Genomic DNA, 13,126 nt, shown 5'->3' on the forward strand with positions numbered 1-13,126 from the left:
AATCGTCAATTTTCTTTCTTAGTCCAACATACTCGCTCCATTCGCCGGGTTTGCTCTTGCTGGTTTCGGTAATGAGACCTTCGCGAACTTCTCTGCCCATTTGATTCGGCCGGTCATCTGCATCACCACGAATAGGGTGATGATGGAACCGATCGTCACCGCGAGTCCGGTGAATCCCTTGAAGAAGAAGGCATAGGAGAACAGCACCAGGTAGATGAACTGGGAGATGCCGGCCTCGACGGCGGCGAAGCGCATGCCTACGACCAGGCGCAGGTAGCTGATGACGAGGAAGATCGAGACCGCCGAACAGATGAAGAAGGCCGCGTGGATGTAGATGTGGTCGACGAGGTAGGCGAGCAGCAGGTGGAAGGCGAAGAACGCGGTCGCAAGGAAGAAGTAGTTCATCGGGTGGAGATCGATGTCGCGCATGGTGGTGATGATCAGCATCAGGAAAAAGAAAAAGAAGAGCGATACGGGTGCGAAGAAGCTGATTTGACCGGCGAGCGGGCCGGGCTGAAGTTTCTCGGGCATGACCATGCCGATATCGAAGCCGGAGAGCAGGCTTGAATATTTCCAGGTGAGGAGCCAACCATTGCCGCTCGGCTGCTTGTCGGTGGGCGAAAGCGTGTTTTCGGGGAAATCAATTTCCTTGAAGTTCGTGGTCATCTGCAGGTTGAAATTGCGCACCTGGTTCACTTCCCCGCCGAAACGGTAGCTCCAGTTATCGAGTCCCTGCGACTTGTAACCGATGTTGTACACGACGGCCTGGTGGGCGGGGACGCGAAGGCTGACCTGGGCGTTGTCAGTGCTGTTGTCGGGCGCGAGCGGCTGTCCGTTGGCGAGGATGCGGAAGTCGTCGTAGATAGCTTTCGCGGCGGGATAGGGGAAGCGCAGATAGACCAACTGCTCGGTGTCGCTGTCATTGCGGAAGGTATAGTCGCCGGCGAAATCGACTTTATAGGTCGCGTACCAGAGCAGGCCTTTCTGGCGGTGCTCAAGGTTGAGGTTGACCTTGATGGCGCTGGCCTGAAGAGGCAGGTCGTGGCGGACGGAACGCTTCACGTTTTCGACGATCTTACGGCCGTCGATCTCCTTGGTGTTCGTGTCCTCAACTTCTGTCGAGTACCAGGCAGTTGGCGGCAGTTGCGCCTGTGCGGTTCCCCAGGTGCTGGAGACGCGCTGGCGGAGGTCAGGCGTCAGGCCATTGGTGCGGGCGAGGATGGTTCCGCCGAGGATCATCCAGGCGATAGAGGTGGCGATGAAGATGAAGACGATGGCGGCGATGCGCTTGATCATAGAGTTCTCCTGGGCCGGGCAGCGCCCGGCGCTACATCGATTGGGAGCCGCCGACTCCCTCGCTTGCGGAGTACTTTATATTACAAAGTTTTGCAGTTTGCAAATTAATTTTGGAATTTGAACAGCGTTGTCTATTTCTTTGAATCGGTGAGGGGCACGCCGTGCCACGGGCAGAAGTTCCAGTTGCTCTGAACCCTCTCTTTGCCGACGGGACAATACTTCGGCGGCATGAGGGAATTGAGGGGCAGGTTCCAGGTCCAGGTCTTTTCCGGGCCGGCAAGTTTACGCATGACGACCGAAAAAGAACCGCGCTCTTTGGCGGCGGCAATCGGTTTTCCGGCCTTGTCCTTTGCCGGGAAGTACAGGATCAAGAGGTTTTCGCCGAGTTTACCGAGAGCATTGACGAAGACTGGGCGCATAACGGTGGCGAATCCTTGCGCGTCGCCGCTGATCTCAGCTGTCTTGAGGGGTCCATATGTTGCACCGGAGGCATCCTGCAACAGGATGTTCTGCCGCACATCGTCCTCGCTGAACCATTGGATATTTCCGAAACCGCCCACCTTGCCGACGGCAACAACCAACATGGTGTAGTTGCCCAAAGCGTTGAAGGCGTTCTGCCCCCCACTGCCGCCATGCGCCTCGGCGGCTGCCTCCCAGAAATCCACCGGGATCCACCAGATCATTCCAGTAGTGTTGTCGCCAGAAACGTGCTGTTGGGTTTCCTGGATGATTTCCTCGACCTTCGGCTGAAAGTTGTTAGACGCGGCTGGTGAAGACGGCTGCTGGGCAATCGCAAGTGCAGCAACCATCACGATCAAGAAAACTGTCGCAATAATACGGAAAGAGAGGCGCACCGGGATCTCCTTGGGAAATAACTACATATCATGGGTGGTCAGTAACTCCAATGAAAACAAATAGCGCGTGCGCGGTGGTTACCAAAAGGGCGTTGACCCTTCGTGTTCCGGGGGGTCTGAATTGGGCGGAAATGCCTTGTTTTCTTGGGGTTTTCTCCCCTTCACTACCGTGATTCCCCATCTTCTCGCGATTGAATGGGCGGGGGTTACCGACCTATAATCCAAGCACTCTGGGCGCACACAGGTTCTTCAGCGGCCCCCTGCGTCCTTGCGGTTTTTGAACGAAACAGACCGGGTTAGGCGCCAAAGCGAGCGACGAACCTGGGACCCCGAAACGCTTCGGGGCGAGCCGCGTGGTAGGTAGACGGGAGTCCGAATGGTTTCGCAGAAGAGCGCAGTGCCAGGCGTGGAGACCCACATCTCCGCGGAGACGGAAAGGACCCAGATCTGCCAAAGGCGGGCTGATATGGGGCACCAATTCGCGGAGAAGGGGCACCGAGGCGTTCTGCGAGTTGCTGCGCTGGTGGCGGGCTGTGCCCTGCTGATCCCGACGACGACTTACGCGCAGGCCATCACTGTCCGCGAAGAGAACGGGCGCAAAGTTTTTGTCAACGACGACGTGCCTACTGTCACCGTGCGAGGCAAAAGAGTTCCGGCTATTCGCCTTGTACATTACGTGTACTGGTCCAACACAGAGCGTCGGTGGAAACCGGTGCCGGCACCTTCGCCGCACATCTTGAATGCCGCGCGCTATGCGGCAGCAGAGGTGGAGAATTTCGTTTCGGCGCAGCCCGCGGGGCCAAAGCCGACGTCGGCGAAAGTGAATCCGAACTATCGGCGGATTTCGCGAGGGCGCGTTGTGACATCGGAGGCAATCGACCAGGCGATTGAAGAGGCGGCCGCGAAGCACAATGTCGATCCGAACCTGGTGCGCGCGCTGGTAAAGGTGGAATCGAATTTCAATCCGACGGCGGTTTCGCGTAAAGGAGCCATGGGCCTGATGCAATTGATGCCCGCGACGGCGCGCGAATTAAATGTTACGAACCCGTTCGATCCGGAACAAAATGTTGATGCCGGGGTTCGCCATTTAAAGCATTTGCTGGAGAGTTTCAATGGCAACGTGCCATTGTCACTGGCCGCGTACAACGCTGGACAAGGCGCGGTGCAACGAAATGGAGGAGTACCTCCTTATGCCGAGACGCGTAATTATGTTCGCAGGATTACGAGTCTATATGGCATGCGCAATGTTGGTATGTCGTGGAGCGGGCCAATTCGGGCACCGATCCACGTTACGCGCGATGAGCGCGGAGTTTTGACGTTTACGAACACGGATTAGCAGTTCCGGGAGAGTTGTAGAAGCAGAATGGCGACGCTGTTCCAGACTCGTGGTAGGGTACTGGCCGCTATAGCACTCGCAGCACTGTGCGCGATTCCCGCGCCGGTTTGGGCTGCTGCGAGCAAGCATGAGCGGGCCCTTCAGGAGTTCGACAAGGCGGAAACGCTGCGCGCCAACCTGGACCACCAGCGCGCCAGCGAGCGCGCCCGGAAAGACTTTCAGCGCGTTATCGACGCCTACCGCCGGGTCTATTACACCTCTCCAACCAGCGTAAAAGCAGATCCCAGCGTCTTCGCCGTGGCGGAACTGATGGCGGAGATGGGGCACGCCTTCAAGGATGAGAAGGTACTTCGAGATGCGATCGGGCAGTATGAATTTCTGCGCAAGCAGTATCCAGGCAGCAGTCGCAGGGTGCAGGCGCTTTTCTCGATTGGCCAGATCTACAAAGAACTGAACGAGCCGGACAAAGCCGAAGACTCATTCCGGGAACTGCTGAAGCGCTATCCCGGAAGCGACCAAGCCGACGATGCTAAGGCGGCTCTTGCTGAAATGGACCACCCTGCACTGGCGAAGGCCAAGCGCGACAAGGGAAAGGATTCCGAACAGGCGAAGTTAACGCCCGTCCAGGACAAGCAGCAGAAGAAGTCCGAGGAAAAGACGGACGAAACTTCCGCAGGGCCAGCGTGGGTGACGGGTATACGGCACTGGTCAACGCCGGACTACACGCGGGTGGCGATCGACCTGGAAGGTGAAGTGAAATACGAGGCAGGAAGGGTACCGAACCCGGATCGCATCTTCTTCGACCTCCAGGATACGAAACTGGCGGCCTCGCTCGTGGGGAAATCGTTTGATGTGAGCGATAGTTTCCTGAAAAGGATTCGGATCGCTCAGTTTGAGCGCGGAACGACTCGTGTCGTTCTCGAAGTGGATGATGTCGCCGATTACTCTGCATTCCTGCTGCCGAATCCCTACCGGTTGATCATCGACATCCACGGGCGCCAGCCACAACGGGAGACGAAAGTCGCAAAAGCCACGCCGCCGAAAAACGATGCCGCTGCCAAGACGGATACGAAAGCGAAGGCAGAAGCCAAGTTGGGGAAGCCCGCGGTCAAGGTTGAGAAGAAGGCCGAGCCGCTGAAATCAGCGGAAACTAATAAGCCCGCCGTGATAAAGCCGGAGGCCCCGAACACGGTGGCGAACAAGGAAGCGCCGGTAAAGAAAGTGATTGTCGAGGCGGATGAAGACCCGGCTGCACCGAAGCACGACACGACAAAGAGGCATACGGAGAAGTCCACGGTCGCGTCGGACGAGAGCGAGAAGCCGATTCCGAGCCCCGAGGCTATTGAGAAGACAGACCAAAAGAAAGTGGAGGTTTCGAAGCTTGAGGCGCCAGTAATCAAGGCGACGGAAAAGGCGACTTCGAAGCCAGTTGCGGAGTCGGTAGCGCCACGGGAAGCCAAGGGCAAGAAGGGCAAGATGCCGGTTTCGACGGCGCACACGGCCAAACCCATGGCGGATGGCGACACGACGCTGATCCGCGCTTTAGGCCTGAAGATTGGACGAATCGTCGTCGATGCCGGGCACGGTGGCCACGACACGGGCACCATCGGACCGCATGGACTTCTGGAGAAAGACCTGACACTGGATGTCGCACTACGCTTGGGCAAACTGCTCCAGAACCGGTTAGGCGCGGAGGTGATCTACACGCGTGACGATGATACGTTCGTGCCGCTGGAGGAACGCACGGCGATTGCGAACCAGCAGCAGGCCGACCTGTTCATCTCCATTCATGCGAACTCCAGCAGCGACCCGGACGCGCGGGGAGTGGAAACGTATTATTTGAACTTCACTTCCTCGCCAGACGCCCTGGCCGTAGCCGCACGCGAAAATGCGGTGTCAGACAAATCGGTGCATGAACTGCAGGACCTCGTGAAGAAGATCGCGCTGAAAGAGAAGATCGAGGAATCGCGCGAGTTCGCAATGGACGTTCAGCAACAATTACATGCCGGACTCGCGGCGAAGTCTCCGGCTATCCGCGATCGGGGGGTCAAGAAAGCTCCCTTCATTGTGCTGATCGGCGCCAATATGCCCAGCATCCTTGCCGAGATATCGTTCCTCTCGAATCCTACCGATGAGAAACGCCTCAAGACCCCGGCGTATCGCCAGAAGATTGCCGAAGCCCTCTATCGTGGCATTGCCCGCTACGCCAACGGCCTGAGCGGAGTGAAAGTGGCAACCCGTAGCTCTGGATCTCTTGGGCAGCAATAACCCGGGCCTGGGTCTCTCCTGATAGAAACTTTGCTGTGTTCCCTGTAGTCTAATGGTAGTGAGAGGCAGCGCTTTCCCAGCCTCGTCGATGATGAAATTCCCTCATAAATTCGCAATTTTGCTCGTTGGCCTCCTGATGGCGACCTGTGCCTTGGCGCAACAGTCACAACCCGCCCAGCAATCCCCCATTCTGCCCAAGATCTTTGCCGGCTGGGAACAAACGTCGGCACAGACGGGTACCGACCCAGCTGTGGTTGACCAGGCATCGAGCCGGGTTCTGAAGGAATACGGATTTACGGACTTCGAGACTGCCGCGTATACGCAGGACGGCCGCAAACTCACGGTGAAGGCTGCCCGTTTCCGGGACGCCACGGGCGCTTACGGTGCGTTCACGTTTTATCGCACGCCGTTGATGAAGACCGAGACCATCGGCACGATGGCGGCATCCGACAATGATCGTGTGTTCTTCTTCCGCTCGGATGTGCTGGTGATGGCGGATTTTGATCACATCACGGCGATGAGTGCCGCGGAAATGCGCGAACTTGCCGCTGATCTTCCCGCCAAGGGCGGCGAGTCGTCGAATCTTCCGACACTGCCGAACTACTATCCGAGGACCGAACTTCAACCAAATTCAGCAAAGTACGTGCTCGGGCCGGAGGCTTTGTCGGTGCTGAACACGCCGGTTGCGGTATCGCTGGTTGATTTTTCGATGCAGCCTGAGATTTTACTGGGCAAGTACACGGCCAATAACGGCAACGCCGATTTCATGCTGATCTCGTATCCGACGCCTCAGATCGCGGCGGCACGGCTGCGCACGATTGAGGCGGCGAATCCGCAGCAACAAGGCACCACGTTCCAGGCGAAGCGAAGCGGCCCATTGGTTGCAGTAATCAAGGGGCAGATCTCTGCTGGCGATGCGAAATCGCTGCTCGCTCGTGTGAACTACGAAGCCGACGTCACGTGGAATGAGAACACCGGGTTGAGCAAGCGGGATAACATCGGGAACCTGGTGATCGCGGCATCGGTTCTCGCAGGAATCATCTTCCTTATCTCGGTTGGCACCGGCGCGCTGTTTGGCTTCGGGCGAGTTCTGCTGCAGAAGGTTTTCCCCGACAAGTTCCAAGCTCATTCGGACGAAGCAGCATTCATTAAGCTGAACCTTAGGGATTGAGAGACAGGAACAACTCCGGCCCGAGCACGCACGCCCGGGGAGGGCCATCCCCCATCTAGGCTGCTGAAAAGAGGCAGGTTAAGGGCGAATTCCACAGAAATTGACAAAAAAAGTCACAGCGGGGGAAGTTGTTACTATCCGCGTAAGTTATTGAAAATCAAGGGATTTAATTCGGAAAAATTCCTTGACACCCCGTTTTCAAGGCTCATACTATTTTCGCAGAAAGTTCTAAACGGTCTAGCCTCCGTTGGGAACTATTCTCCCTTGAATGAAAGGTCGCCCTGTTGCCGGGCGACCTTTCTGTATTCAGGGAGAATTGTTGAGCAAGCATTTGCTCGAGTTCGCAAAAAATTCTTCGACGGGGAAATTCGTGAGAGGGATGGAGCCGACGATCGGACTTGAACCGATGACCTGTCGATTACGAATCGACTGCTCTACCAACTGAGCTACGTCGGCTTTCTGTCTCAATTCTAATGGGAGAGCGCAGGATCGTAAAGAGAACTCACCACGAAGATACTAAGGCGAAGAACATCAGTCCAAAAGAAAACCGAAACTCCCCGTCGAGGTCTTCGAGTTCTCCGCTCTCCGTGACTTCGTGCATTCGTGGTGATTGCCTCGCATTACCAAAATTGCATCGTGCACGATGCAAATGGTTCATTTCAGGAAACATGTACCTAGTTTGTACTTGCATCCGAAGCGCATGATGCACAATAATCCGCTGGTGAGTGACGCCTGCGGCGAATGAATAGTTACCATCGAGCGGACGTTCTTCGGATCCTTCACATTACGCCGCGACAGTTGTCTGGCTGGCAAAGAGCTGGGCTGGTCGCGGTGGGCGAGTCCTTTACTTTCTTCGATCTCCTTCAACTGAAAAAAGTCCGCGATTTGCGCGAGCAGAAGGTGCGCCCTGCAGTGATTCGCGAATCTCTGCGGGCGATGCAGGAGGCCGTCAGTGGCATGGAGAATCCGCTGCTGGAGGCTGGCGCTTTCCGGGTAGGCTCTCGCGTGGCTTTCCGTCATGAGGGGAGGGCTCTCGAACCGATCAACGGCCAGTTCGTGATGGACTTCGAGGAGACCGGGAGTGTCGCACTCAACGAGCGCGGGATCAAAGCAATTGCTTCACCCAGCACGGCTGCCGAGTTCTTCAATCGGGGCGTGGCGCTGGAAGATGACCCCGCGAGTCATGACAAGGCGATCGAGACGTATGACAAGGTTCTGGAACTCGACCCCAATTTCGCTCCGGCGCACATCAATTTAGGAACGCTGTACTACAACGCGCAGGATTACGAGAGAGCCGAGTTCCACTATCGGAAGGCGATCGATTGCGATCCGAGATACGCACTGGCGTACTTCGATCTCGGCAACGTTCTTGACGAGACGGCGCGAATTCCCGAGGCCATCGAGGCTTACAAGACGGCTCTGCAACTGGCTCCGACCTATGCCGACGCCCACTACAACATTGCGCTCGCGTACGAACGGACGCGCGAACCGCGGAAAGCCCTCTTACACTGGCGCACCTATTCGAAGCTCGATGTGAGCGGGCCGTGGTCGATCCACGCGAAGAACCAGATACGCCGGATTCTCGATGGTGAGAAGCTACGGGTAGTCTATCGGCGTGGGTAGTAGTTCATTCCTTTTCCCTTCCCTACATCCCGTTTGCTAGAATCGCACGTTTCCTAATTCTCCTAGAAGGAACTCTTATGGAAGATCTAATGACCCGGCCCCAGCCTCTCGTCGCCCTCACAGAAGACGAGCAGATGTTCCGCGACAGCGTTCGCCAGTTCGCGCAGGATGCCATTGGCCCGAAGGTAAGGGAGATGGATGAGCACGGCAAGTTCGATCCCGAGATCGTGCAGCAATTTTTCCAGCTTGGATTGATGGGTATCGAGGTCCCCGAGCAGTACGGCGGGGGAGGTGGAACGTTCTTCGAGGCGATCCTTGCGGTTGAGGAACTCTCGCGGGTAGATCCTTCGGCGGGAGTCATCGTGGACGTGCAGAACACCCTGGTGAACAATGCGTTGCTGCGCTGGGGCACCGAGGAGCAGAAGAAGCGCTACTTGCCACGGATGGCAAGCGAGTGGTGTGGCGCCTACGCACTCAGTGAAGCGGGTTCGGGATCCGACGCTTTTGCGCTGACGACTCGCGCCGAACTGAAGGGCGATGAGTACGTTCTAAACGGTCAGAAGATGTGGATCACGAATGGCAAGGAAGCCAGCCTGTTCATCATGATCGCGACGGTCGATCCCTCGGCCGGATACAAGGGCATCACGGCGTTCATCGTGGAGAAGGATTTTCCAGGGTTCACGGTCGGAAAGAAGGAAGACAAGCTCGGAATCCGCGCTTCGAGCACGTGCGAATTGATTCTTGAGGACTGTCGCGTGCCAAAGGCAAATGTCCTTGGCGAAGTCGGCAAAGGCTACAAGATCGCGATTGAAACCCTCAATGAAGGACGCATCGGCATTGGCGCACAGATGCTCGGCCTTGCTGAAGGCGCCTGGCAGTACGCCATGAAATATGCCCAGGAGCGCAAGCAGTTCGGAAAGGCGATCGCCGAGTTCCAGGGAATCCAGTTCCAACTGGCGCAGATGGCAACCGAGATCGAGGCCGTGAAGATGATGGTCTACAACGCGGCGCGCATGAAGGATGCGAAGATGAACTTCGTGAAAGAAGCGGCTATGACCAAGCTGTTCGCTTCGCAGGTGGCCGAACGCGTCGCCTCGTTGTGCGTCGAAATCTACGGCGGATACGGCTTCACGAAGGATTATCCCGTGGAGAAATTCTTCCGTGACTCGAAGATCGGCAAGATCTACGAGGGAACCTCGAACATGCAGCTTGCGACCATCGCCAAGATGGTGGTGAAGTAAGAATCGAGCTGGCCCCGCGCAAGCCCCAAAAGGACTTGGGTGGGCACCTGGATATATGGTCAATATCACGAATCGACGTCAATTCGAGCGCCTTGAAATCACTGAGCGAGCCGTCGCTGTAAGTGAGCGAGGCGCTCGACTTGGTCCCGTCACGCAAGCAGGCGGTGGAGGCATGCTTGTGGTGGCAGCCGATGCGAACTCGCTTGGGCTGATGCCGGTGGGCAAACGGATGCGCGTGACGATTATCGAGCCTGACCTTGGGACATCGAACACCATGGATGTCGAAGTGATGTACCAGCGGCCGGACAATCATGTGGGCATGCAATTCGTGACCCTCCGCGAAGAGGACCTTTCGTAATCGCTCCCGAAATGGACCTAACGTAACCTATCAGTAACGGTTTTTGCCTTGCCTGTCTCCTAACTGTTTACTAGACTTCCGGCAATCGGCAGTCACGACGTTCGGGGGGGGATTCGTGACCCAGTCAGAGTCGGAAAGCACGGTTCTTCGCAATACGCACGACTTTTTTCTTCAGATACTCCGGACAAAACTGGGGCATGACATTCCCTTGCCCGCCTCACTGGATTACCCGGCGAATCGCCATGTGCTGGTGCGCTGGGTGAACGTGCTGGACCTGGCGATCACCGCGCCTATGATGCGCGACGCCCTGCGCGACACGACCTCTCCGAACATCACCTCCTCTCTGCTCCGCTATTACATCTCAAAGGAAGCACATTCGGAAACGGATCGCGACAAGACGGACTTTGTGGTGACGTCGCTGTTCCGCTCACCCGATCCGCCGGATCTCTGGGACGCGCGTGGTGTCTACTTCCGAGGTGGTAAGACGTACTCGCACTTCGAACCGCACCTGGTGACGATGCTAGGATTGACGGCTGTTCCGGATCTTCCGAATGAACACCAGCAACTCATCCGGGAGTTCGGTTATGTCGCGGATGAGGTAGAAGATTATCGTCATTTCGACGCACTCATCGACTCCGGCGTGATGCAGCGCGTTCGCGACATCAAGCACTCGCTGGGAGCTTCGTTCTACCATCCAACGGCCTTGGCGATGATTGCCGCCTACAACGTCTTCTTCGGGCATCGCTTCGATCGCCTGTTTCATGAAGCCACCCAGCAGATCAAAGAATTTGCCTCGAAGGTGGTGGCCGAAGGCGGCAGCATCATGACGCGGGTGGATGGCGACGTCATTCTCAAGCAGTTGACCGATTTCGAAGAGCACAAGATCCTGGCGTCCGATTACGGCAAGGCTCAGGATGAGTTCCGGCAAATTTCGAAATATAAGAAAGCTGTCGATCATCGACGCGGTGTAAAGGATTCATCGGCTGCGATGGCCCCGGCGGCACCAGTTCCGCAAAGTGCTCCGCCGAAGCGTTCTCCCGCCATCATGCCGCCCTCTCCCTTCGAATTGAACGGGATGCAAGGGTCCAGTGCGGCTGCAGAGGATCAGTCCCCCAGCATGTCGCTGGAGGAGGCACACTTGAAATCTATGGCGGAAACCGTCCGGAACTTCTTGCGTGCCGCCGATCCAAAAAGCGCGCATATTGTTCCGGTCCGCTATGGCAACCTGCCACTTAGCCAGGCGGAGATCGAAGCATTCCGGGCTAATTATGCCGGAGAAAAGAGCTTTCGCGCGGATTACGTCAACGCGCTGGTGTCCATCATTTCACTCATTGGGCGAATGGGGACGGAACTTGCTGATTTCAAGTCGAAGCGTAACTCCGCATATATGTGGAAACCTCACGCTGATGCCCTCTCAGTTCTGTTGAAAATGGGGAGGGAAGTTAATAATCGGGCGATGACCGTGGCTGAACTCGCAGAGCGCCGCGGATTGGCGGACAAAGCTAAGGCAGTGAATGCCTCGCTCGCTAAACTGCGAGAGCAGGTTCAGGTAGTCGCAGAGAGCTTGCAGACCCTGGGCGCGGCCCCACGCGAAACGTACTAATCAACTCTATTTCCCGGATGCGCATTGAACTACGGCCAGATACACTCGGTCGCCCGTAAGAGGAACATTCGGTAGATTGCGGGCAGGGTGCATCCGGGTGCTCCAGTGTTCGCCAAGCGCGTCGTAGTTTGTGATCTGCGTGGCCGGACATGGCAAGCTGATATTTACCCTCTCTCGTCGTTGATCGGCCAGCATCCCGGTGTGTGCCGGGACCTCAGAGTATTCCGAACTGCGAAGCCACCCCGCGACCACAACTCGGCCGTCCTGGCGAATGAAGGTGTAAACAACCGCCTGGGAGTAGTCCTTCCCGCTCACGGTTGTGGGGTTGTCGATTACGCGAAACGGCTGCGACAGCAATGTGTTGAACAGTCGAAAGGCATAGAAATCGGGCTTCCGCGAACCATCTGCGCGTACGACTCCAAGGTGATCGTTGACTTTGTCGGAGGACATGCGCGGATCGTTCTCCCGGAAGTCGTCGATGCGGTACCAGCCTGCGAGGCTCACATCGCCGGAAGCAGCGGTCATCAAAAACGATTTGAGTAGGAAATCGGCGGTGTAACGCGCGGTGTGTTCATAGGAGTAATAGATGTTCGTGCCGTAGATCGAGGCGTGGCTGCGATCATAGCGGTAATCCGCATAGCCCATTTCGTTGAGCCACAGCGCCGGCGGATTGTGAGCGTGATCGATGAGGGCTTTCATCTCGGGAAGGATCTGCTGAAAGACCTCCTCGGCACGCCCCTCGTGCCATGATTCCGGGTAAGCGTGAAGGGCGATCACATCGAAGTAACGCTCGATGTGGTGCTTTGAGACGAGATCGTTGAAGAATGCACTCGGACCGTAGCTCATTCCCCCGAGAACGATTTTGGCGTTTGGATCGGCGCGGCGAACCGCCTGCGCCGCGGGTATAACCATATCGGCGAATTCACCTGCCGAGCCCTGCCAGTAATCGTGGTTGTCGGGTTCATTCCAGAGTTCCCAGCTGTGAATTCGCCCGCGAAAGTGCGTCGCCAGCGCTGTCATCACGCGGGTGAAAGCGCCTTGGTCGGACGGTGGCTGCTCCCAGAACTGTTGTTTTTTGCGAGCGGCCCATTCCGGGGTGTACGCGACGTAAGGAATAATTTGGATGCCGGCACGGGAAGCTTCGTCCACGAGCATGTCCCAGAATCGGAAATCGAACTTGCCCGGCTCGGGTTCAATACCGTTCCAACTGAAAGCGCACCGCAGGTAATGAACGTGGAGTGCCTTCGCGATCCGCAGATGACGGAGTATGCGCTCTCGCGTGTCGTGGCCGTCGAAGTAGTCGTCTCCAATCGCGGTCTCCATCCGGACCCAACCTCGAGGGGATGGCTGCTTCGTCGAGATTTGAGCCTGCACCA

At 56.8% G+C, this 13,126-nt stretch carries 10 protein-coding genes and 1 tRNA gene; 7 read left to right on the plus strand and 4 right to left on the minus strand.

The window, feature by feature from the left end; translation table 11 throughout:
- Positions 1-18: 18 nt before the first annotated feature.
- Positions 19-1,296 (minus strand): inner membrane CreD family protein, encoded by a 1,278-nt coding sequence (locus tag ROO76_14205; protein ID MDT8069316.1) that lies wholly within the window; start codon positions 1,294-1,296, stop codon positions 19-21.
- Between the two features lie 131 nt (positions 1,297-1,427).
- Positions 1,428-2,150: a hypothetical protein gene (locus ROO76_14210; GenBank protein MDT8069317.1), complete on the minus strand. Its 723-nt coding sequence runs from the start codon at positions 2,148-2,150 to the stop codon at positions 1,428-1,430.
- A gap of 376 nt (positions 2,151-2,526) precedes the next feature.
- On the opposite strand from ROO76_14210, the gene ROO76_14215 reads away from it, so the two are divergent.
- The 3 genes from ROO76_14215 to ROO76_14225 all read left to right on the plus strand — a co-directional run bounded on the left by ROO76_14215 (position 2,527) and on the right by ROO76_14225 (position 6,925).
- On the plus strand, positions 2,527-3,486 hold the full coding sequence (locus ROO76_14215; protein MDT8069318.1) for a lytic transglycosylase domain-containing protein: 960 nt from the start codon (positions 2,527-2,529) through the stop codon (positions 3,484-3,486).
- A gap of 27 nt (positions 3,487-3,513) precedes the next feature.
- Positions 3,514-5,754: an N-acetylmuramoyl-L-alanine amidase gene (locus ROO76_14220; protein MDT8069319.1), complete on the plus strand. Its 2,241-nt coding sequence runs from the start codon at positions 3,514-3,516 to the stop codon at positions 5,752-5,754.
- An 88-nt stretch (positions 5,755-5,842) separates the two neighbouring features.
- On the plus strand, positions 5,843-6,925 hold the full coding sequence (locus ROO76_14225; GenBank protein MDT8069320.1) for a DUF6599 family protein: 1,083 nt from the start codon (positions 5,843-5,845) through the stop codon (positions 6,923-6,925).
- A 380-nt stretch (positions 6,926-7,305) separates the two neighbouring features.
- On the opposite strand, the gene ROO76_14230 is transcribed toward ROO76_14225, so the two are convergent.
- Positions 7,306-7,381 (minus strand) — tRNA-Thr (locus ROO76_14230).
- Positions 7,382-7,666: 285 nt separating this feature from the next.
- Between ROO76_14230 and ROO76_14235 the strand changes: the two genes are divergently transcribed.
- From ROO76_14235 to ROO76_14250, 4 genes are all read left to right on the plus strand, one after another.
- On the plus strand, positions 7,667-8,548 hold the full coding sequence (locus ROO76_14235) for a tetratricopeptide repeat protein (protein MDT8069321.1): 882 nt from the start codon (positions 7,667-7,669) through the stop codon (positions 8,546-8,548).
- Positions 8,549-8,637: 89 nt separating this feature from the next.
- Positions 8,638-9,789 carry an acyl-CoA dehydrogenase gene (locus ROO76_14240; GenBank protein ID MDT8069322.1) on the plus strand — a complete coding sequence of 384 codons (1,152 nt, stop codon included), beginning with the start codon at positions 8,638-8,640 and terminating at the stop codon, positions 9,787-9,789.
- A gap of 55 nt (positions 9,790-9,844) precedes the next feature.
- A complete protein-coding gene (locus ROO76_14245) occupies positions 9,845-10,147 on the plus strand; it encodes a PilZ domain-containing protein (protein MDT8069323.1) in 303 nt (100 codons plus the stop codon).
- A 208-nt stretch (positions 10,148-10,355) separates the two neighbouring features.
- A complete protein-coding gene (locus ROO76_14250) occupies positions 10,356-11,750 on the plus strand; it encodes a hypothetical protein (GenBank protein MDT8069324.1) in 1,395 nt (464 codons plus the stop codon).
- A gap of 6 nt (positions 11,751-11,756) precedes the next feature.
- Here the strand turns inward: ROO76_14250 and ROO76_14255 are convergent, their stop codons facing one another.
- On the minus strand, positions 11,757-13,073 hold the full coding sequence (locus tag ROO76_14255; protein MDT8069325.1) for a beta-galactosidase: 1,317 nt from the start codon (positions 13,071-13,073) through the stop codon (positions 11,757-11,759).
- Positions 13,074-13,126 lie beyond the last annotated feature (53 nt).

Source organism: Terriglobia bacterium, from assembly GCA_032252755.1.
Lineage (GTDB): Bacteria > Acidobacteriota > Terriglobia > Terriglobales > Acidobacteriaceae > JAVUPY01.